The following is a 22552-nucleotide window of genomic DNA, read 5'->3' as shown; positions in this document are numbered from 1 at the left end:
GACATTAACTTATTTTCAGCCGCAGGTAATCATACATTACATATACTGCTTCAGACAGGAACAGGTCTCTTTTTAATGAGTTGAGCCAGGCTTTATTGCTGTCATTTTTGAATTGCTCTTTGGTCTTGAGCCCCTCTTCCATATCGGTGGTATTCTTAACTCCCATTGGCTTGGCAGATACCAGTTGCTTGCGTATGGAGCTTACTTTAGTTTGTAATTCCTTTTCAGCAGCGCGGTATTTGTCCAGCTGCAGGGCATAGATTCCATTCCTTTTTTGCATCCACTGCAGGTTCTTGCTGAGCGCCAGCAGGGTGGTATCCTGCCGCATACGTTCGGCAGAGAGCGCCACTACTTTGGGAATGGTTCCCTGCTCATCCAGGAGCGCAAAAGGTACGGCCTGAATAGTATCCCAGGCCAGGGCTGTCGGGTTGTTCTTCTCCTGCATTTTATATGGCTCATAAATGCCGGGCAATTTAACATCCGCTTCTATCCCTTTCAACTGGGTAGCAGCGCCTGTGATGCGGTAATATTTTTGCAAGGTCACATGCAGCGTGCCCAGGTCGGTATTCACGGCGTTCATAGCCGCTACGCGGTTGTCGCCTATGCCGAAAGGCCTTTGCACCGATCCTTTACCATAAGTAGAGCTGCTACCTACAATAATGCCGCGGTGATAGTCCTGTATAGCAGCTGCAAAGATCTCAGCAGCAGAAGCGCTCATTTCATTGACCAGCACCACCAATGGGCCATCATATAATACATTCCTTCCTTTTACCCGGCTCACATAAGGCTCACCTGCCGGACCTTTCACCTGTACTACCGGTCCTTCTTTGATGAACAGGCCGATCATATTGATCACCTCTCCCAAACTGCCCCCGATATTATCACGGATATCGATGATAATGCCTTTTACATTTTCGAGTTGCAGGCGGGCCAGCTCACGCGCCATATCGGCAGCACAACTGCGTCCGTTCGCATCCCCAAAGTCAGTATAGAACTTGGGAAAGGAAATATAACCCAGCTTCACAGAATCTTCTATAATGGCACTCTTTACAAAAGTATCGTCCAGCTGCAATGCTTCCCGCTTCAGGGTCACATCTTTCAGGCTGCCATCATTCTTGCGGAAGGTAATCGTCACCGATGTTCCCTGCTGGCCCCTGGTGAGCTTGATCACTTCACTCATTACAAAGCCAGCTACCTCCACCGGTTTACCACCCTGCTGGGCCACTTTTACGATCACATCACCTTTTTCTACCTGTCCTGATTTCCAGGCGGGGCCACCGATCATCAACTCACCAATACCGATCTTACCCTGCATATCCTGCAGCAAAGCACCAATGCCATAATACACACCGCTCAGGCTTTCCTGGAACTCCCGGCGGTCAACCGGCAGAAAATAATTAGAGTGGGGATCATACAGGTTGGTAATGCTGTTTACATACGTATTGAAAGCTTCTTCATCAGTAGTTAACTTCTGCAGGTTGGCAATATTGCGCTTTTCGATTCGCAGGATGGTTTGCCTGGCCTTCTCCTCCATTTGTGCATCGCTCAGCTTATTGGCGGTATCCCGCGCATGGATGTCGAGCAGGTCCTCATATTGTCCCAGTACCTGGAACTTGAGGTAATTGTGCCAGCGGTTTTTGAGGTCATCCACCGACTTACAATAATCCAGTTTATCAGTATTCGTATTGTATACTTCAGCAGTATTGAACCTGAAAGGCTGCTTGAGCAATTCCTCCACGATTACTTCCGACTCCTTTAGCCGTTGGCGGAAGGCTGTGTTGACCACTTTATAAAAGTGAACCACTTTCCCTTTCATTTCATCGTCCAGCTGTAATTCATATTTCTTGAACTGGTGCAGGTCTTCCTTCAGAAAAAAACGTTTGCCGGGGTCCAATTGATCCAGGTAGGCTGTAAACACCTGGGTAGAGAATTTATCATCCAGCTTTTTAGGTGCATAGTGGATCTGCTGCAGCATCTCGGCCGTATTGTGAAATACCAGGTCTACATTCTCTGTTACTTTACTTTTCTGGGCAAAGGAGGAAGTGATCTGAAAGGTTGATAAAATACATACGCACAGGATAAACTGATAACCACAACGCTTGTTCATACAGGGACAATTTCTAATTTAGAATGTAGAATTCCGGATTCTGCAGGAGCAAAGGCGTACCAGGTACTGACTTGCATTATGCTGAGAGCCCATTCAAACAAATTTAACATTAAAGCCATTCAATTGTTTTCCATTCATGGATAAGTTGTAATTACTCAGCCTGTACGAACAGCGGAGCAATCCTACATGCTATATCCGGAATTCGGAATCACCACTCCCCATAGGCCCCATAATAAGCAGCTCCCAATAAACCCGTTTTATCGTTCTTGATGATCTGGATAGGCACACCTTCCAGCATATGCTGCATGCGATCACAATCCATAAAATGCCGGTAAAAAGCCTCCTTCATCAACAGTGGCGCAATTTTGGGAGGAATGCCCCCTCCCAGGAAAACGCCCCCGGTAGCCTTCATTTTCAAGACCAGGTTGGAGGTTTCGCGGGCTATATACCGGATAAAAAGATCCATGGTTTCCACACAAATGGCAGCCTTGTTGTGCAGTGCCGCCTGGCTGATCACCGCAGAATCATCTTTTTCAAGAGCCAACTGCTCTGTTAGCCAGGATGGTTCTTCCTTCTTCTTTACATCACGCAAAAAAGTATAAATGCTGGTCACAGCAGGGCCTGCCGCTACCTTTTCCCAACTCACCACCCCGCCACTCAGTTGCAGGTACTTGCACAGGTCCATATCCAGGTCTGTACGGGGCGAAAAGTCACAATGCCCGCCTTCTGTGGGGAACGGGAAATAAGCTTTCCCATCCCAGTACAAGCCGGCCTCTCCCAGTCCCGTGCCGGGGGCTATGATCGCCATATTCCCAACCGCTTTTTCCTGGCCCGCGTGTATGGTAAGAAAGTCTTCCGGCTGCAAGCCGGCCAGTCCATAGGCCATGGCTTCCAGGTCATTGATCAGGACAACCTTCTCTACTCCCATATCCCGGGCAATTGCCGACTGATCCAACACCCAGCTCAGGTTGGTAAGGTCCACCTTCCCATTCAGGACCGGACCTGCTACGCCCAAACTGATACGATGAGGCTTCGGCAGGTCATAATCCGACAGGAAATGCTGTAAAATAGACGTCAGCGATTTGTATTCGGCGGAGGCATAACGTGCCGATTGCGCCATTTTTATGCCCTGGGGGGTAACCTGGTAAATAGCCAGGTTGGTCTTGGTGCCCCCTACATCCCCCGCCAGCACGGTCATTCCACCCGCAGGCACCTGGTTCAGTAGTGGCAAAGACATAGGAATGTGTAGCTGGCTCATAGTTCCTGTTGTATCCATAAAATCGTGCTATAAATGAAGTAGTTGTAAAAATAGGATATAGAAAACAGAATATAGAATATAGAATACAGAAGAATACAGAACAGGGAATGTAGCGTTTTGACTTCGGGATAACTGGCCCTGATTCCCGGCTTTCGACTCCAGACTCATGATTTCCGACCTAAACCTCGCCTCAAAAGCTTCTGTATGCTGGATTCTGTCTTCTAAATTCTTGTATTTTAACAATTTTTCCGGCCTGGTAATTGGAATAAGTGGGTCCAAGTTATTAACTTGCATTTACACTGTAGAAAGAATCCACCTCCAATTCCATTCCCTACTCCAATCCCCCTGAATAACTACCCGGCATGTTTCCGTGATCGTACCACTACAATTGCTTTTGAGCTTTTGTGAATGCTTATCGTTGAAATATGAACAAGTATTTATTACTCCGCGACAACAAGCAAACGGGGCCTTACTCAGTGGAAGAGTTAACGACCAAGGGCCTTAAACCTTATGACCTTGTATGGTTGGATGGGAAAAGCGCCGCATGGCGATACCCCAGTGAAATTGCCGAATTAAAAGCCTTTGCACCTGCCGTAGAGGAACAACCGTACGACCGGTTCTACAAAAAAAACACCGCCCAGCAGGCAGCCACCCAGGCATCACAAACCAATAGCACTTACCAGCAACCGGTACATACCGAAGCCATTGTGGTTACGACGCCCGTAACCGGCAACAGTACGCCCCAACCGGTTATTGCCAAAAAGATATACGTTACCTTACCCGCCGGAGCCGGCAACCGTGGGACGACCAGCACCACCACAGCAAACGGCAAAACAACACAGGCCAATAGCCAGGCAACGGATAAGGAGGACTCCCCCGCTTCCCTGTTAAATGAAAAGTTTGCCCGCCTGCGGGAAGAAAAGATAAAACAAGCCGAAAGTGCAGCAGCCAACCCGGTCATAGCCAATCAAACGGCCACTTCGGAAGAAACCCCTGTTCCCGGCTTCTCTGAGATCGTTGAAAAGAACCATCCCAGGCAGGAAGAAAAACTGGCGCACATGCCACAGCCCCGCGCCAATAACCACCGGTTATTGATGCGCAGCATCGCTGCCGCCTGCTTATTGCTGGGAGGCGTTATCATTGGCCTGGTGATCAGTAATAACCGCCAGCAAAAGGACAGTGCTGCGCTCGACAAGCTGGTGAAGCAGATCCAGGAGCGCGACAGGAAAAATCAGCTGCCTGCCCAGGAAGCCGCGCTGCCATTGACACCCAATAACCTTACGTCTATTGACAACAACCCTGCTGCCGATCAGCAGCAGCCCGCTGTTGAACCCAATAATAATAACAAGCAGGAGACCATTGGCACGCCTGTCAACCACAAGGTGGAAGCGCCTGCCATGAAAGAATCCCTGCCGGTAAAGGATGTATCACAGCGGCAAACCGTAAAGGTCATCCCCGCCCTGGTCACCAATAAACCAGCCGGCCCCCCGGTCAGCCGCCAGGAAGTAGAACAAGCCCGCAAAAATATCCACCAGCTGGTGGCTGTTGACGCCAATAAATACAAGACCGGCGTGCTGGGCGGCATTTCCGACCTGCAGCTTACCATCTCCAATAACAGTCTTTACCCCCTGGATGAAGTACAGGTAGAGGTCCGTTACCTCGGACCAGAAAAGCGTGTGGTAAAAACCCAGCTGCTGCTCTTTAGTGATGTAGCGCCCGGGGAACAGAAGACAGTTGAGGCGCCACGTACCAATCGGGGTGTAACAGTTGATTATGTTATTACCCGTATTAACTCCAAAGCACTTGGGCTGGCCCATGCAGGATATTAAATTCCGGTTAACTTATAACGTATTTTATAGCATCCCAAAAGCGGTTCCAATGCAGGCCGCTTTTGTGTTTGAAACGAATTGCTTCCTTCCTTTGGCTGGTGTCGACGGCCAGTTACCAGACCATGGCATAGAAATTGAATATATGTCATCCTGCGATTGCATATGAATTCTCCCCTCTCCCGTTTTTAACCGTTGCTCTAGTAAAACGTTTCCTGTGCGGTAAGCCCGGGAATATTGATTTGTACCATCGCTAAAACCATTCGTTATGAAAAAGACACTCGCCACGTTGATCGTTATCGTCATCGCGGTAGCCAGTCTGCACGCCGTTCGCGTTATGCGACAATCAACCATTTCGGGGAGGATTTCACCAACAGATGCAGCCGAGGTAGTAATCGCTATTAATGGAACCGACTCGCTCAAAATTAAACCAGCAGAAGGGGGAGGTTTCAGTTTTATCGTACAGCCCGGTGCCTGGAAAGTATGGATCGATGCTAAAAAGCCATACAAAGATGCCTTGTTGGATGCAGATGTAAAAGAAGGCCAGACTACCCAGCTTGGCGAGATCAAGCTACAACAATAACTCATTTTAAGGACGGCTCAGAACGAGAAAACCGGGCAGCTTATAGCGGTCCGGTTATTCTTTGTTTAGTAGTCGGCAAGGTCCGCAAGTCAGAAAAGTCGGTAAGTAATACAGTAGGCGCTCCGGCATTACGGACTTACAGACTTCCGGTCTTCCGGACTTTATCTATATTGCATCCCATATCCGGATTTGCATGAAACATATTTTAGTGTTTGGTGCCGGCAAGTCGGCCACCTGCCTTATCGGGTACCTGACAACTACCGTGCAGACCCACCAATGGCAGCTCACCGTAGCCGATAACAACCTCGCCCTTGCCCGCTCCAAAACGGGCGACGCCCCCCACACCCAGGCAGTAGCCATTGATGTGGAGCATGAAAAAGACCGCAACGCCCTGATCGCTTCGGCCGATATTGTAATATCCCTGCTACCTCCGTCCCTCCATTTCCTGGTAGCCAACAGTTGTGTGGAATTGGGTAAACACCTGCTCACCGCCTCCTATGTGGATGAAAGGATCGCGTCACTAGCGCCACAGATACAGGAAAAGGGATTGCTATTCCTTTGTGAAATGGGGCTCGACCCGGGCATCGATCATATGAGCGCCATGCAGCTGATCCACCGCATCAAAGCTTCCGGGGGAACCATCACCTCCTTCAAATCCCATTGCGGTGGATTGGTAGCCCCTGAATATGATGACAACCCCTGGCGTTACAAGATAAGCTGGAACCCACGCAATGTAGTATTGGCAGGTAAGGCAGGCGCTATATACAAAGAAGACCAGCAGGATATCCACCTGTCCTATACCGAACTCTTTGACGCCAACCGCGTAGTCAATGTGCCCCAACTCGGTTACCTCGCCTATTATCCCAACCGCGACTCGCTCAGCTATATCCCCGTTTATCAACTCGAAGAAGCTGCCACTTTTATACGTACCACCCTCCGCTATCCGGAGTTTTGCTTTGGATGGAAAAATGTGATCGAACTGAAGCTCACCGATGAAACCCCGCAATACGATACCAATGGGCTTACCTTACAACAGTTCTTCCACCAGCATTTTAATACCCATGGCTTTTCAGAATGGATAGAAAAACAGTTGACCGCCCGCGTTGCACAAACCAAAGAGCTACTGGAGAAACTACAGCAATTGATCAAAGCCGAGCAGGAAGTAGATGAGAACGACCGTAAGGCGTTGCAGGACTTCATGATGGTGGATGATCAGGGACAATTGATGGATATTAACCTCGACGCTGTAAAGACCAAAGCAGCAGCTACCGTAGCCGGCCAGATGCATGAAGCCAACCTCTCCATGAAGCAGTTGTTTTTCCTGGGCTTGGACGACAACAATACCATCATCAATAAAGGCACCTGCAGTGCAGCTGATGTATTGCAATTTGCCCTGGAAACAAAACTGGCATTGGGCAAGGAAGACAAAGACATGATCGTAATGCTGCACGAAATAACTTACGAAACAGCCGGCGGCCCGGCCAATACCATTAGCAGTACCCTGATCGTAAAAGGAGAAGACCAGCTGCGCACGGCCATGGCCAAAACAGTAGGCTTACCCCTGGGCATTGCCGCCAAACTGATCCTGGAAGGAAAGATCCAACTGACCGGATTGCATATTCCCATCCTTGCCCAGATCTATGAACCGGTGCTGGAAGAACTGGAGCAACAGGGTATTATTTTCTTTGAAAATATTTCCTAGTTCCCCTGGCCATGAATCCCGGGTGGCCAGGTTTGCTTTAAGATTTAGTCAGGAGAGTTACTAATTCCTGAACACCTTCGGTAGCTGGTTTCTCAATAATGGTCAGTGGACCTACGGAGGAAGTGTAAGGTATCTTTTTGTCGATAATATACTTAGGAATATTCCAGGGAGCATAGTTGAGCAGGCCCGCAGCAGGATACACTACCAGCGATGTGCCTATTACAGCAAACAGATCAGCCTGCCTCACCATGCGGGCAGCCTCTTCGATCAGCGGCACAGGTTCTTCAAACCAAACGATATTCGGCCTTAGCTGCGCGCCATCTTCTGCGGTATCGCCCATTTTGATATCACCCCTTATATCATAGACCAGGGATTCATCCATTTCACTACGCATTTTGAATATTTCTCCATGCAGGTGCAATACGTTGGAGGAGCCTCCCCGTTCGTGCAGGTCGTCTATGTTTTGCGTTATGATCTGCACATCATAATATTCTTCCAAAGCTGCCAGCCCAAAGTGCGCAGCATTGGGTTGTGCTTCCAATACATTACCACGACGTAAATTATAGAAGTCAAGCACGAGCTGAGGATTCTTTTTCCAGGCCCTGGGTGTAGCAACCTCTGTCACTTCATATCCTTCCCATAAGCCATCACTGTCCCGAAAGGTCTTTAATCCACTTTCAGCACTGATGCCTGCACCCGTCAGGACGACTAACTTTTTCTTCATTGGATATTTATATTTGGCGATTGCCGTAAAATTACAGCAGACGCCTGGTAACACCAAAGTCACCCAGGCGCCATACTGCTATAAAAAAGACCCAGCAATGAGAGACTTAATAATATTATACTTCCGGATGCGCAGGCGGCGCAACACTGTTGACCGGTACCCGTTTGGCAGGACGGTATTTCCGGTATATCCACCAGGCCGTAAGCAGCCCCAGCCATACCGGCCAGAGACTAACCAACAAAATAATTAGCTCTCCTACCCATCCCAGTCCGGCTGTTAACGCTGTCAATACTTTTTGTCCAAAGCCCGGAGGAGTTTCCTGGTCTCTTGCCTGTGGATTCAGTACCTGGAAATAACCCAACTGTATAGTACTGAAAGCTGCGGAGTGCGTAAGGTAACTCACGCGGCCAGCGGCAGCCTCCATATTTTCCTGGATATCGTTGATCTCGTTTTGCACCTGGAGTATTTCTTCCATGTTCTTGGCCTGCTTCAGCAGGTCAAGATAGCGCAGGCGTACCTGCCGTTTGGCTTCCAGCCGGGCCCTGGTATCTACCACCTCACCCGTTACATCCTGTGAAGTGATCTTGCGTACCAATACTTTTTCTTTGCCGGGAGTAAGTGCCGATACCGTATTGTCAAACTGATCGACCGGCACCTTGATGGTAATACTGTTCTCAATTTTATAATCCGATTCGCTTTGTTCTTCCTGTGCAATATAACCGCCGGATTGCTTTACGGCAGCACGCACCAGCTCATTGAAGCGTACATAATCTTTTACCTCTACCGATAAAGTTGCATTCTTAATGATCTTTTTATCCCAGTCGGGATTGGCTACAGGAGTTTGCCGGGGAGATGGAGCCTGCTTTTTTTCATTGCCTGCGGGAGGCGCTTGCTCCTCCTCCTGCTGGCCCGCAGAATCAGTGGCTACATAACCGGGCGTACCGGTATACTTAAACTGGGTATTGGCATCTGTAGTAACTTTGGCTGAAGCTGCAGTCGCTTTTTCTTCTGTAACCTGCAATAAAGCAACTTCATTTGCGGCTACTTTTCCCTTGTTCTTGCAGGCATTGACAGTCATCAGCAATACCACCAATAGGGGTAGCTGCCATTGTGTGTTGAATTTCATGGCTATACTTTTTAAGCGTAAGTGAAGATTAGATGCGGTGAATACTATTTTTACATAAACGCTCCTGCAACAAATATTGGATCTAATGAAAATGGGCCCTGTAGCAGGCCCATCTTAACACGCAAAAAAGTAACCCTATTCGCCGGCCAGTTCCATCACCACGGCCCACTCCTCTTTCGTAACGGGGCCTACGGACAGCCTGCCCAGGCGTACCAGGGCCATATTGGCCAGCCGTTTGTCGGCCTTGATCTGTGCCAGGCCTACCGGTTTCTTTAACTTTTTATAGGGGGCCAGGTTCACCACCACCCAGGCGTCTTCCTCTGTAGTGGGGTCCTGGTAGAATTCTTTTGTCACTTTGGCAATTCCTACGATCTCCAATCCTTCATTGCTGTGATAATACAATACCTGATCACCTTTTTTCATCTCTTTCATGAAATTGCGGGCCGCATAATTGCGCACTCCATCCCAATAAGTCTCCTTGTCCTTTACAAACTGATCCCAGGAATATTTGAATGGTTCTGATTTAACAAGCCAGTAAGCCATGGTCGTAAATTAATGACGGGTTGTAATTAAAAAAGTAAAAATACATCCCCGGCCTGATATTCATGTGGCCCGGCTACGGATTTCCAATAAAATTGGATTTACGGGAATAAAACATAAAAATCAGATTTTAAAAATCCAACACTAAGTCTTCTTACGTATTTATTTCAATCACCTCCGGTACAGACTCCGCAAAAGAAAGAAGTCGAGCAAACCAATAGCCTGCTAAATAGCCAATAAAAAACCGAATTATATAAATGATCGAACATGTGGTGTTACCCAGGAGCTAAAAGGCTCACACGAGGGCTGGCTTTTGCCGGCCTTCCTTTTTTTTAACCCGCCCAGCTCTACTTTTGTCCCGAATTTTACCCACAAATATCTTCCCTGCCGGTCATTGCTCTTTTTATACCAGGTATCGTAAACTTTTTATTACCTGTTCAAACTTTTAGCAAACTGCACTTCGTATATAATTGTGCATCAGCATTTGTTATAACAAACCAGCCTGATTGTCCTTATCAAGCTAATAAGGACGTATATGCAGCCCGGTGTAAGCCTTCTGTTTCTATAATCGTGTTTAATTAATCCACCAGATTTCAGTTAAATACTGAACAATGTAACATCCTGGTTGAGGGCATAAGCCCCCCACATGATCGTCTGTTGTAATCACCGATGGTTACCAGGTAACCTCTATTGTATCATTCAGCAAAAAAAATTGTATGAAACAAAAACACATGTATGTTTCTGAAGATCAGCATGCCATTACCCCAAAGGGTTTGGCAAGGAGGCGATTTCTTACACAAACTGCCGGCCTGGTTACCATGGCCGCGGTGGTGGGCGCCTGTAAAAAAGATAAAAATGACGACACCGGTATCAACCTTGGCAGTGGCGACATTGGTATCTTAAACTATGCCTATGCACTTGAACAACTGGAAGCGGCCTTTTATACCCAGGTGATGATGACGCCATTCCCGGGCATCACTGCCACTGAAACGGCCCTGCTCACCGATATCAGGGACCATGAAATTGCGCACCGTGAGTTCTTCAAAAAAGCATTGGCCGATAAAGCCATTCCGGGCCTGGAAGTAAACTTCGCCGCCATCAATTTCTCCAGTCGCGACAGTGTATTGGGAACTGCCAAAGCATTTGAAGACCTTGGGGTCGCTGCCTACAACGGCGCCGGCAAATTGATTACCAGTCCTGACTATCTTTTACTGGCAGGTAAAATTGTTTCTGTTGAAGCCAGGCATGCGGCCCTCATCCGCGACCTCATCTCCAATGGTTCTTTTGCCGATAATACAGCCATTGATGCCAATGGGCTGGATATGGCCAAGGCACCCGGCGAAGTATTGGCCACCGCTGCTTCTTTCCTGAAGTCGAAGATCAACGCATCCAACTTACCCACTTCCTAAAAATATACATATGAATATCCACCATATTATTACTGAAGTTGAAAAGGTAGATCCGGAAATATATGACAGGCTCAACCCACGCCGCAAAGTGATACAGCAATTCGCCAAGCTGAGCGGTAAGCTGGCCCTGGCCGCTGTACCATTGGCCCTCGGTGGGCTTTTCAGCAAAGCCTATGGACGAGGCACCAACGGCACCATCCTCGATGTACTGCAATATGCCTTGAAACTGGAATACCTGGAAGCAGAATTCTACACCAAGGCTGTGCAAAGCGGAATCGTACCTGCGGGGCCTCCCACAGGTGCATTTACTACCATCCGTGATCATGAAAATGCACACGTCGCTTTTTTAAAGACAGCTATCACTGCCAGTGGCTCTACTCCCGGGGCCAAACCAACCTTCGATTTCAGCGCAGGCAATGGTTCAAACAATGGCCCTTTCAAAGATGTATTCACCAATTATGGATTGTTGCTGGCAGTGGCTCAAACATTTGAAGATACCGGCGTGCGCGCCTATAAAGGCCGGGCAGCGGAACTGATCTCCAACAACGATGTACTTACAGCAGCCCTGCAAATACATGCTGTAGAGGCCAGGCATGCCTCGCATATCCGGTACATGCGCCGCAACTTTTTGAGCAATACGACCATTAAGCCATGGATCACCGGTAAGGATACAGGAGGTATTGGCGCAGCTGTGCAGGCCAGCTACAACGGGGAAGACCTGTCAACACAGGCTACCATCGATATGGTGAACATCAACGGAACGGGTATCGCTGTGAATGCAGCAACAGAAGCATTTGATGAACCACTAACGGAAGCAGCCGTGCTGGCCATAGTGGATCCGTTCATCGTATAAAAAGTCAAATAGGTGTATTGAGGTTGATTTTTCAAAAGCCTGTATGATGATACCCATCATTGTGCAGGCTTTTTTATTGCCAGCCCTTCCTTTCCCGCAGGGAGGTAATATGCGCCACATGGTGCTTGCCATGCCAGGCATAACTGCCCAGCAGGTACCAGAGGGTAAGCTCTTTATTTTGTTCGGGATGGATGACCGTTCTTTTCCACTGCTCATCGGTAAGATCGCGGATAGCTGCATGCCAGCGCGTATGTAAAGCATAGAGCAGGGTAATGGAGATATTGACAGGCACTACGGATACATCACGCAGGTTGGCCCACTCCACTTCATCATAGGGCTTGATGACCGGCTTATCTTCCGTAAGCCCCAGTTTAAAACGGGTATAAGCATTCATATGACTATCGGGTACATGGTGCACCACTTGCTTTATAGTCCATCCTCCATCACGATAAGGCGTATCGAACTGGCGCTCATCGAGGTTCTCAATGGCTTGTTCCATTAGTCCCGGCAGGAACTGTATATCCTGCAGCCAGGCTCTTTTTTGCTTGTCAGAAAATGGCTGGGGTTCATATTTACCAATAGGATAACGTAAGTCCATATTTTCAAATTAACTCATTGATTATTCTCCTCGCAGGGCATGGCCCGTCAGGTTGATGAACACATCTTCCAGGTTGGCTTTCTTAACTTCTTTGGGTCTTTCAAAGCCTGTTGCCACCAATGCATCGATCATTTTATCAGGCGTATCCATAGCTATGATCTTCCCGGAATCGATGATGGCGATACGGTCGCACAATACCTCGGCCTCATCCATATAATGGGTGGTAATGATCACCGTGGTGCCCTGCGCCCGGATATGCTTTACCAGGTCCCACAAATTGCGGCGTGCCTGCGGATCAAGCCCCGTGGTAGGTTCATCCAGGAAGATGATCTTTGGCTGATTGATCAGCGTGGTGGCAATGGAAAACCGCTGCTTTTGGCCTCCGCTCAGTTCCTTGTATTTGTTTTTGGCTTTGTCTTCCAGGTTCACACTCTTCAGCAATTCGCGCGGATCGACCGACCGGTTGTACAAACCGGCAAAAAGGTCTACCAGTTCCAGGAGATTAAGACCGGGATAGAAACCGGAGGTTTGCAACTGTACCCCTATGATCTTTTTGATCTCATTGGGATCCGTATCGAGGTTAAATCCATTTACCGTTACCTCGCCGGATGTCTTCTCCCGCAAGGTCTCAATGATCTCCAGGGTGGTGGATTTACCAGCCCCATTGGGGCCTAGCAGGCCAAATATCTCCCCTTCCTGCACGTCAAAGCTGATGCCTTTCACCGCTTCAAACTGACCATATTTTTTAACAAGATTCCGGACCGAAATGATCACCTGGCTCATAAGGACAACATTTGAGGGTGCAATCTAAGAAAGAATTGGCACTCGGGGCCGATTGCGGGCAGCTCTAAAAATTCACCCTGCGCTTGAAAACCAGTCATATTACAAAAAAGCCCCCTCTTTGAAGGGGCTTTGATGAAAATAGGGCCGGGGTTTCAGCACTATCATTGTGTAACCAGTAGCTTTTGCACCAGCTTTTCTGAGGAGGTTTTAGTCATTACCCGTATAATGTACATGCCGGCGCGAAGCCCATTGACCAGCAGGTTGCTTGGTGAATAACTGTTCCATTCCTGTACCTGCTTCCCGCTCAGGTCAGTGATCACAATATCCCTTGGCTGTACATCATCGAAGAGGATGGTAAACCTGCCCGAAGGGGCCGGATTGGGCGTAATGATCATGGCAGCTGCCGACATCATCCCCTTCACCATCCTGGTGGCATAGATCGTTTTGGTACCATCTTTATCTATTTGCACCAGCCTGTAAGCAAGCACCTGTTTGGTGGTGCTGGATTCACTGTATTCATAGCTCAACGGCAGGTCGCTATTGCCATTCGAAGCTTTGGAAGCGATGACAGCAATGGTTTCGAAAGCAGCGTTCCCTGCACTGCGTTGTAATTCAAAACGGCTGTTGTTGCTTTCAGTTGTAGTTGTCCATTTTATGGTGATCACCGCATCCCGCCGGGTTGCAGAAAAACCAGCCAGTAGTATGGGTACTTTCACTCCTACATAGTTGACGGTTACGGTCGCATCATCGCAGAGGTTATCACCTGTGGTATTGAAGTCATTATCGGCGCCATCATCGCAAAGCCGGTACACGAAACTTAGCTGCACCACCTGGTTAGAGTTCCTGTTAATGGTACAGGTGCCATCGGCATTTATAACCACACTTCCATCAACAGGTGGTGTGACCAATGTCCACCTCAGGTGCGTGTAAGTATCATTCGGATCATTATCCGTACCTCCCAGGTCAACTGCTTTACTGCCAGGCCCGGGATAATTAATGTTGGAACCGTATAATACGGCATCAAAGGAAAGCCCGTTTACATCCGTAATGGTAAATACATCATCCAGTGCAGTAGGTGGACAGGTGATCCCCGGACATACTTCATCCACCCCGCTGATCTTCACATTGTCCACTACCAGCTTGATACCCGTCTGCACACAAGCAGCATGAAAAGACAGGAATACTTTAAAATCTGACGCTACTACATTGACCGGGAAATTGAAGGTAAAGCAATGCGTTCCTCCATTGGTGCCCAACAAGAAATTATCTACCCGGGCATAAATATTAGCCGGCAGTACGGCATCATTGGAAGTAGTGACCGTAGATTTAACAAACAACACATCCATAAAAGTATTACAGGGAAAGCTGGTCTGACTGTTAAGATTGGAAGTGTAAGGTGTGATATCAAAGCATACCTCGAATGTGTTGGAGGTTTTGGTGACAGCGGGGGTGCCGATCACAGAGTGATTATTGCCGCCTCCTGCGGGCGTCACCACCACGGCATTACCATTTACAGTGGTAAATTGAGCACCCTGATCTAATATCCAACCAACAGGGTTTGGTGAAAAATCTTCTTCCAGCTGTGCTTCCATAGCAGTAGCGATCAGTAATAACATACTGAATAGTAGAATACGTTTCATAACAATTCTTTTTGTGGTTAGAAAATGGGGTATCCCTTCCGGATACAGGTCATATCCGGCAAACGCATAGCTTGCTGATCAGCAGAGGAAACAGCTTTTTCAGGAAAATGGATAGCCTGGTGCTATGGAGTACTCCATAGCAAAACAATGGATGATTTGGTCAATGTTGTGTAAGATCGTGCGCGTGGAAATTGGATATAGCTAATAAACCAGTGAAGAAAAAATAACGAACTAATAAACGAGGATCTTGAGTGGAGATAGAGGATTCTGTAGAGCTAAGTATTTAATAGTTTAGGCAGAACTGGTAGACTAATATAAATCTACAATAATGTTTTCAATCCAACAAAACCTGCACCAATACTTGATTGTGAACAATAACTCATTACAGGGTGTGTAACAGTGTACAAAACGGTGTTTAAACAGGTCAGGGAAGTACCTGCCACAATAAAGGAACCAGTATATTCACCGGGCAGTAATTATATGCGGGCAGGCGCTCCCATCATCCTCATGCCCGATGACAGTATATAAATGAACATGTATTCGATAGGAAACACGTATTCATCCATCACATGACATGACATTAAAGAGTTCTCAGGATATCACCCCGGACAGTATTTCCGGGGCCGGCCGGAGGGTATTGAGTACAGGGAAGTGTGATATATATCAGTTTTGTGGCGGTACAAATCCCGCAACGATCTCATCCATTTGTTTCCAAACCGCATGTCCTGCCGCCTGGGGTGATACTTCTATCAGTACGGCCGATTTGCCGGCAGTCCGGGCGTCTTTTACATGTATAATACCATTTAACACCATCGGCCGCTGGGTCATATAATCCAGCATCCGGATCGTTGCGGAATAGGTTTCCTTGTCCTTACCCATTGATTTGATCTTTTTCACAGCAGCTACCGTAGGCACTACTTTTTCAGCCGGGATCTTCCGGCTGGTAATATTCCTGCCTACCAGTCCGGCATAATAGGCCTGGAGGTTTTGCTGCAACATGGATTCACTGGAAGATACAGTACCATCCAGCCACCACAGGTAAGTATAAGACCAATAACCTGCGCTGGTAGAGTCGCCCCAGCCGGGATGAAAACGAATATCTTCCGTGCCTTTGCCGATAAAGGCCGGCGCAAAATCCGGCGGCAGCGGAAAATGTTCCGTGCTCCAGCCGGCAGGGGAAGGCAAGGAATATACAGGCTGCCAGGCAGGTTCATTGGATTGTGCAGCAGCCCGCATCGTGAGTAATTGCATAGACACCAACAATACAACAAACATGGCCGGAATAACTTTGCACGATGGCTTGTTCTTTACAGAGTGAGGTAATGCATGTACGGATAGCATGATCTTGTTTTTTATATGACTATTCTGTTTTTAAGCTCTTTGAAGGACTGGTCAGCGCCGCCCTGATACTTTGAAAGCTCACGGTGATCAGTGCAATGATCATGGCCAGCAATCCTGCCGCAGCAAAGATCCACCAGCTGATCTTCGCCTGGTAACTGAAAGATTGTAACCATTCATGCATTACCCACCAGGCTACAGGGGTAGCTAGTACGATGGCAATTATCACCAGTTTCAGGAAATCTTTAGAAAGTAACCCCACGATACTGGTAACACTCGCTCCCAGTACTTTGCGTACTCCTATTTCTTTGGTACGTTGTTCTGCTGTAAATGCAGCTAATCCGAATAATCCCAGGCAGGCAATGAAGATCGCCAGGCAAGCGAAAACAGTAGCAAGGGTGCCTACAATTGTTTCGCTCTTGTATTGCAGCCGGTACCCTTCATCAATAAATGAATAGCTGAAAGGAAAACCGGGATTCATGCTGCGACAAAGTGCTTCAATACCCGCCAGGGCCTCTTTTGTTTTGCCAGGCTCGGTCCGTACCAGGATATTATCAAAGCTATATTCCCCGTCCAACCGTATGATCATCGGTGTAATAGGATCGTGCAGGGAATTAAAATGAAAGTCTTTCACCACACCAATGATCCTTCCAGGCTTGCCCCAGATGGTAAGTGGTTTGCCTACAGGATCCTTATAGCCAATTCGGGCTGCGGCCGTTTGGTTGATCAGGAAGTTGTTGGAATCTGCAAAGGCAGGAGAGAAATCCCGCCCCTGTATAATATCGACCTTTAATACCCTAGCAAAATCATACCATACCCCCGTTTGATTGAAGGAAATAACATCATTGGGATCTTTACCTGGCCAGGTAACACTTTCAGTAGTATTGCCATTTTGTAAAGGATTAAGTGCCGCATGCGTTACCGCACGAACGCCGGGTATTTGGAGTAGCTCATGACTAAAAGTGCTATACTTTTTACTCAACTCTCCCTGCCCTGGAATACTGACCAGGTTTTCCCGGTCGTACCCAATATTCTTTGTCTGTATATAGTGCAATTGTTTGTACACGATCAGTGTGCCTGTAATAAGCAGCATGCTCATGATGAATTGAAACACCACCAGCCCACGACGGAAAAATACCGCGCCTGCTCCAAATCGCAGCGCTCCTTTTAATACCCTCACCGGGTTGAGCGAGGAAAGAAAAAACGCTGGGTAACTGCCGGCTAAGATACCCGTTACTACCAACAGGCCGGCTAACATCATCCATACCTGCGGTTGATCCGGTGATAACGTGAGTTGTTTACCAGTCAGGTGATTAAAAGCGGGCAGGAATGCGATCACCAGGGTAATGGCTATTACCAGGGCAATCAGCGTCAGCAGAAAGGCCTCTCCCATGAATTGCCTGACGAGGGAAGAACGCGCAGCGCCTATTGCTTTACGAACCCCTACTTCACGGGCCCGTTTTACCGAGCGCGCCGTGGCAAGGTTGGTAAAATTGATGCCGGCGATCAGCAACAGGAAGGCAGCCACAATAGCCAACAAACGTACAGATTCGATACGCCCTCCGTCAGCATAACCATTCTTAAAGCCGGAATAGAGATAGGCCTTAGTCTCTGGTTGCAGGAATAACTCTATATGAAAAGAAGAACTAAAATCAGTATTTCTTCCTTTCAGGAAGTCTTTGAGCTTTGCTTCAAACTGCTTGACATCTGCAGCAGGGCTGAGTTGTATGCGGGTTTGCGGTCCGCCATTCGTCCAATCCTTCGCCCAGTTATTGCGACGTAGAAACTCATCCCAGCTGAGCAGGAAGTCATATTGCTCAGGATCATTGGCAGGCACATTCTCAAACACAGCCGTCACCTGGTAATCCATATTATTATCGAACCTGATGGATTTACCAATAGCCTGCTGTGCATTACCAAAATAGCTGTCTGCCACCTTTCGTGAAATAGCTATAGCCGAAGGAGTGTTAAGCGCTTTGGCGGGAGTACCTTCTAAAAGGTTAATGCTGTACATGGAAAACCAATCAGGCCCTGCATAACGCCCCACTTGCCTGATGATCTTTTCGCCCGCCGTCAATACATGCCCTTCGGGCCAGGTAAATCCGGCAGCATGGATCACTTCCGGAAATTGCCTTTTAAGCTCATCGGCCAATATACCCGGTGTATCTTCATCAGCAATTACCTTTCCTGCCGTAAACTCACGTTCCATAATGCGGTACAATGTGGAACTATTCTTGTATTGCCTGCCAATGCTCATCTCATCCCTGATCCAGAGAAAAATGAAAAGACTGGCAGCCATACCCAGCGCCAGGCCCAGGATATTAATAGCTGAAAAGGTTTTATTGCGGATCATGCTCCGCCAGGCAATCGTAAAAATGCTTTTAATCATAAGAGGATGGTTGAAGTATTCAAACCAAAAGCAGTGCCCGTCTCTATACATTTAATAATCAATCAGATATAAGCACTTTACAGAACACACCTGTCCGGTTTCGATACAACCTGCGTACGCTTTTACCACGCTCTTAAAATTAACGCAAAACTGAATGGCAGAGTATTAGTTTTCCAGGGTGAGGGGCTCTCCCGGTTTCAGGAAGATGGTTTTGTCTTTGATGAAGGGGCTAGACAAGATGGAGTTGCGTAAGCTGGCTTCCTTTTCTTTGAAGTGTGACCAACCTTTGTAATGGATGGGAATGATCCGGTGCGGATTTAATGCCTTCGCCGATTTCAGCAGGTCTTTGCTATCCATGGTATACCTGCCCAGGCCCGTCAGATACCGAAACTGAACGCCACCAGCATGCAAAATGCCAATATCAATCGTATACCTCCTGGCCACCTCTTCTATTCCTTTGAAATAGACCGTATCGCCTGAAATGTATATAACGCCGTTTTCCTGGCCGTCAAATTCAATGATAAAACCTATGACCGTACCTGATATAAACTCCGGTATCCACCAGGGATGGTGTTGGGCGGGCGTGGCCGTGATCCGCAGGTTACTGACTTTACTAGTCTCCATTTGCACCGTTTGCCAGTTGTCGAGCCCCGTTACATGGTCCATTTCCTTCGCAGCTTTAGGGGTAGACAGTACCCTGGCGGATGACCTTTCGAGGAATGCCTTGCCCGCCTTATCCAGGTTGTCTTTGTGCTGGTGGTGACTCAGCAAAATAAGGTCTATATTTTCCAGTCCGCTTACCGGCATGGCCGGATTGTCGGTCTTACGGGAAACTGCTCCATAGCCATGGTAATAAAGTCCGCCGGCATTATCGAGCGTAGGATCAGTGAGTATCCGATAGCCGTTAATTTCCAGCAGGATGCAGGCCGTGTCAATATGGGTGATGGTGACATTCATGAGTATCTCTATATTTATACCCTAAAAATCGTATTCTGCCTGCACAGCAGCGATGGATAATTAACGCCTTTACTTGTACAATTCCACGTGACGGCTATGCAGAATAGCCTGGTAACCCGTTTTTCCTGTAACAAAAACGTACACCCGCTGTATCATTATTGAACAGGGCTACCTCACCCGCTTTTTGATTATCAGTATTTTAACAATCGGTATTATTGTGGTACTACCCTGCAATAACCATCACTACCATGTTTAGTAATCTTTTACGAACAGCTTTCAGAAGCCTTAAGAAGAATAAGTTCTTTTCCCTGCTCAATATCATCGGCCTGGGCATTGGCATGGCCGTTTTTCTACTGATTGCCTTGTATGTAAAATTCGAGCGCAGTTATGAGGATTTCATACCGGGTAAAGAAAATATATACCGGGTAAAACTGGATTCCTGGCTTAATAATGAACTGGTCTTATCTACTGCCGAGAATTATCCCGGTGTGGGCCCTGCGCTCAAAAATGAATTACCGGGCGTGGTGAGTTATGCCCGGTTGTATAATGTAGGCTACAAGAACAATGTGATCATTACAAATAAAGAAGCCCGCCCTGAACCTGTTGCCTTTAAGCAAAAGCATTTTTTATACGCGGATTCTGCTTTCCTCCCTATGATGGGCTATGCCATGGTGAAAGGCGATGCCCGTACAGCACTGGCAAGACCACTGACAGCAGTGATCTCTGAAAAATATGCGGCCTTGTATTTTAAACAGGAAGATCCCATCGGGAAAACTCTATTGCTGCAGGATGATGATCTGAATAACGAACCGGCACAGGTAACCGGTGTATTCAAAGACCTGCCGGAAAATACCCATTTGAAATTTGATGTGTTGTTCTCTTATGCCACTTTATTGGGGCGCGGCAGTGAAGCCCCTGGGCGTTATGATAATGGCTGGAACCGTAATGACATGTATACGTTTGTCCGTTTAGCTCCCGGTACGGATGTCCGGGCCATGGAGGCCCGTTTGCCGGCCATAGTAGACAAATATGAGCCGGGCCTTAAACAGTCGGGGCGAAAGGAAGTGCTAGGATTGCAGCCTTTAGCCGACATTCACCTCCAATCGGCCTTGGCAGAAGAACCTTCAGAAAACGGAAGTGAACGCACTGTACTGTTTATGTCCGCCATTGGTCTTTTTATCCTCGTCATCGCGTGGATCAATTATATTAATCTCGCTACTGCGCGCTCGGTGGAGCGGGCCAAAGAGGTAGGCGTACGAAAAGTAGTGGGTGCAGTAAAGGGCCAACTGATCAGGCAGTTTTTAGTGGAAGCCGCGCTGGTGAATTTATGCGCGGTGGTAACATCCTTATTCCTCGTCATGATCGCGCTACCTTATTTCAATACCCTGACAGGGATTACTTTCACCTATACGTCGTTGTACCAATCCTGGTTTTGGGTCACCCTCTTGCTATTATGGACAGTTGGTTCACTGCTGTCGGGCCTCTATCCTTCGCTGGTACTTTCTTCCTTCAAACCCATTACAGTACTCAAAGGCAAGTTACAACACAGCCGCCGGGGCATTTTATTGCGGCAAGGGCTGGTAGTAACACAATTTGCAGCCTCTGTTGTACTGATAGGCGGAACGCTCATTATTTACCGCCAATTGAATTATATGATGCACCTCGACCTGGGTATGAACATTGACCAGGTGATGGTCATGGAGCGGCCTGCTATCGCTCCCGATAACACGGAAGCTTATAACCGGTCTATAGATGTATTCCGGGCCGAGTTGAAGAAAATACCTGCCGTAACAGGAATTACCGCATCACTAACGATACCGGGCAAGCAACGGGAGTTCAAAGCCCTGGTAAAAAGAATGGGGTCAACAGGCAGGGACTCGGTGGTGATACGCGCCAATAGTATGGATTATGATTTCCTGGCCACCTTTAAAATGAAGCTGATAGCGGGCCGGAACTTTTCACCTGAATTTCCGGGAGAGGAAGATAATGCAGTTATTGTTACGGAATCAACAGCCCGGTTGCTGGGATTCAAAGAACCTGCGGAGATTGTGGGAACAGTAGTTAGCATACCCGCCTTTGATGATGTACCCAAAACAGTTGTAGGTGTAGTCAATGATTACCACCAGGTTTCACTGAAACAAACAATTGCTCCCGGGCTATTTGGCTTTTCGAAGTACGGTGGAGAAATGTATTCTGTCCGTATCCGGATGGAAAACCTGGCGCAGACCATCGCATCTGTACGTAAGGCTTGGACAACAGCCTTTGCCGGGAATCCTTTTGATTATTTTTTCCTGGATGAATATTTCAATCAACAATATTCCAATGAACGGAAGTTTGGAAAGTTGTTTACTACGTTTGCCATCCTGGGCATTGTTATCGGATGCCTTGGGCTTTTGGGACTCTCGGCCTATACCGCCAGTCAGCGTATCAAAGAGATCGGCATCCGTAAGATACTGGGTGCTTCTGTAACAGATATTACCACTATGCTCTCCAGGGATTTTCTGAAACTGGTATTGATCGCTATTGTGATAGCTATCCCGGTAACCTGGTTTATTATGAATACCTGGCTACATGCTTTTGCTTACCGTATCACTATAGGCTGGTGGGTATTTGTGGCGGCAGGATCAATCGCCTCTTTGATTGCACTGGCAACGGTGAGCTCCCAGGCCATCAAGGCAGCTATTACTAACCCGGTGAAAAGCCTGAGAGCAGAATGAGT

Annotated in this window: 17 protein-coding genes; 6 read left to right on the top strand and 11 right to left on the bottom strand. The window is 47.7% G+C overall.

Annotated elements, in window-relative coordinates; all coding sequences use genetic code 11:
* Nucleotides 1-4 precede the first annotated feature (4 nt).
* Nucleotides 5-2107, bottom strand: coding sequence for a carboxy terminal-processing peptidase (locus D3H65_RS03870; RefSeq protein ID WP_119049000.1), 2103 nt, complete (start codon nucleotides 2105-2107; stop codon nucleotides 5-7).
* Nucleotides 2108-2315: 208 nt separating this feature from the next.
* The gene (gene glk, locus D3H65_RS03865; RefSeq protein ID WP_245999678.1) at nucleotides 2316-3365 is read right to left on the bottom strand and encodes a glucokinase; all 1050 of its coding nucleotides are present in this window, start codon (nucleotides 3363-3365) and stop codon (nucleotides 2316-2318) included.
* Nucleotides 3366-3790: 425 nt separating this feature from the next.
* On the opposite strand from glk, the gene D3H65_RS03855 reads away from it, so the two are divergent.
* The 3 genes from D3H65_RS03855 (at nucleotide 3791) to D3H65_RS03845 (ending at nucleotide 7476) form a co-directional block, all read left to right on the top strand.
* Complete coding sequence (locus tag D3H65_RS03855; protein WP_119048997.1) at nucleotides 3791-5194, top strand: DUF4339 domain-containing protein; 1404 nt, start codon at nucleotides 3791-3793, stop codon at nucleotides 5192-5194.
* A 265-nt stretch (nucleotides 5195-5459) separates the two neighbouring features.
* Nucleotides 5460-5774, top strand: coding sequence for a carboxypeptidase regulatory-like domain-containing protein (locus D3H65_RS03850; RefSeq protein WP_119048996.1), 315 nt, complete (start codon nucleotides 5460-5462; stop codon nucleotides 5772-5774).
* Between the two features lie 193 nt (nucleotides 5775-5967).
* Entirely contained in the window at nucleotides 5968-7476 is a 1509-nt protein-coding gene (locus D3H65_RS03845; RefSeq protein ID WP_119048995.1) for a saccharopine dehydrogenase C-terminal domain-containing protein, read from the top strand.
* Between the two features lie 37 nt (nucleotides 7477-7513).
* On the opposite strand, the gene D3H65_RS03840 is transcribed toward D3H65_RS03845, so the two are convergent.
* The 3 genes from D3H65_RS03840 to D3H65_RS03830 form a co-directional block, all read right to left on the bottom strand.
* Complete coding sequence (locus tag D3H65_RS03840; RefSeq protein ID WP_119048994.1) at nucleotides 7514-8200, bottom strand: SIR2 family NAD-dependent protein deacylase; 687 nt, start codon at nucleotides 8198-8200, stop codon at nucleotides 7514-7516.
* 115 nt (nucleotides 8201-8315) lie between these two features.
* Complete coding sequence (locus D3H65_RS03835; protein ID WP_119048993.1) at nucleotides 8316-9326, bottom strand: DUF4349 domain-containing protein; 1011 nt, start codon at nucleotides 9324-9326, stop codon at nucleotides 8316-8318.
* 135 nt (nucleotides 9327-9461) lie between these two features.
* A complete protein-coding gene (locus tag D3H65_RS03830; protein ID WP_119048992.1) occupies nucleotides 9462-9869 on the bottom strand; it encodes an EVE domain-containing protein in 408 nt (135 codons plus the stop codon).
* A 713-nt stretch (nucleotides 9870-10582) separates the two neighbouring features.
* Between D3H65_RS03830 and D3H65_RS03825 the strand changes: the two genes are divergently transcribed.
* On the top strand, nucleotides 10583-11275 hold the full coding sequence (locus D3H65_RS03825; RefSeq protein WP_119048991.1) for a ferritin-like domain-containing protein: 693 nt from the start codon (nucleotides 10583-10585) through the stop codon (nucleotides 11273-11275).
* A 10-nt stretch (nucleotides 11276-11285) separates the two neighbouring features.
* Nucleotides 11286-12128, top strand: a complete 843-nt coding sequence (locus tag D3H65_RS03820; protein ID WP_119048990.1) for a ferritin-like domain-containing protein — start codon at nucleotides 11286-11288, stop codon at nucleotides 12126-12128.
* Nucleotides 12129-12201: 73 nt separating this feature from the next.
* Here the strand turns inward: D3H65_RS03820 and D3H65_RS03815 are convergent, their stop codons facing one another.
* From D3H65_RS03815 to D3H65_RS03790, 6 genes are all read right to left on the bottom strand, one after another.
* Nucleotides 12202-12726 (bottom strand): YfiT family bacillithiol transferase, encoded by a 525-nt coding sequence (locus D3H65_RS03815; protein WP_119048989.1) that lies wholly within the window; start codon nucleotides 12724-12726, stop codon nucleotides 12202-12204.
* Nucleotides 12727-12747: 21 nt separating this feature from the next.
* Nucleotides 12748-13509 carry an ABC transporter ATP-binding protein gene (locus D3H65_RS03810; RefSeq protein WP_119048988.1) on the bottom strand — a complete coding sequence of 254 codons (762 nt, stop codon included), beginning with the start codon at nucleotides 13507-13509 and terminating at the stop codon, nucleotides 12748-12750.
* Between the two features lie 161 nt (nucleotides 13510-13670).
* Complete coding sequence (locus D3H65_RS03805) at nucleotides 13671-15149, bottom strand: T9SS type A sorting domain-containing protein (RefSeq protein ID WP_119048987.1); 1479 nt, start codon at nucleotides 15147-15149, stop codon at nucleotides 13671-13673.
* A 663-nt stretch (nucleotides 15150-15812) separates the two neighbouring features.
* Nucleotides 15813-16490, bottom strand: a complete 678-nt coding sequence (locus tag D3H65_RS03800) for a hypothetical protein (protein WP_162915391.1) — start codon at nucleotides 16488-16490, stop codon at nucleotides 15813-15815.
* A 19-nt stretch (nucleotides 16491-16509) separates the two neighbouring features.
* Entirely contained in the window at nucleotides 16510-18876 is a 2367-nt protein-coding gene (locus D3H65_RS03795; RefSeq protein ID WP_119048985.1) for an ABC transporter permease, read from the bottom strand.
* Nucleotides 18877-19041: 165 nt separating this feature from the next.
* Nucleotides 19042-19833, bottom strand: a complete 792-nt coding sequence (locus tag D3H65_RS03790; RefSeq protein WP_119048984.1) for an MBL fold metallo-hydrolase — start codon at nucleotides 19831-19833, stop codon at nucleotides 19042-19044.
* A gap of 248 nt (nucleotides 19834-20081) precedes the next feature.
* On the opposite strand from D3H65_RS03790, the gene D3H65_RS03785 reads away from it, so the two are divergent.
* Complete coding sequence (locus D3H65_RS03785; protein WP_119048983.1) at nucleotides 20082-22550, top strand: ABC transporter permease; 2469 nt, start codon at nucleotides 20082-20084, stop codon at nucleotides 22548-22550.
* Nucleotides 22551-22552 lie beyond the last annotated feature (2 nt).

It is taken from the genome of Paraflavitalea soli (genome assembly GCF_003555545.1).
In the GTDB taxonomy this organism is placed as follows: Bacteria; Bacteroidota; Bacteroidia; order Chitinophagales; family Chitinophagaceae; genus Paraflavitalea; species Paraflavitalea soli.
This window is presented reverse-complemented; position numbering and strand designations above follow the sequence as displayed.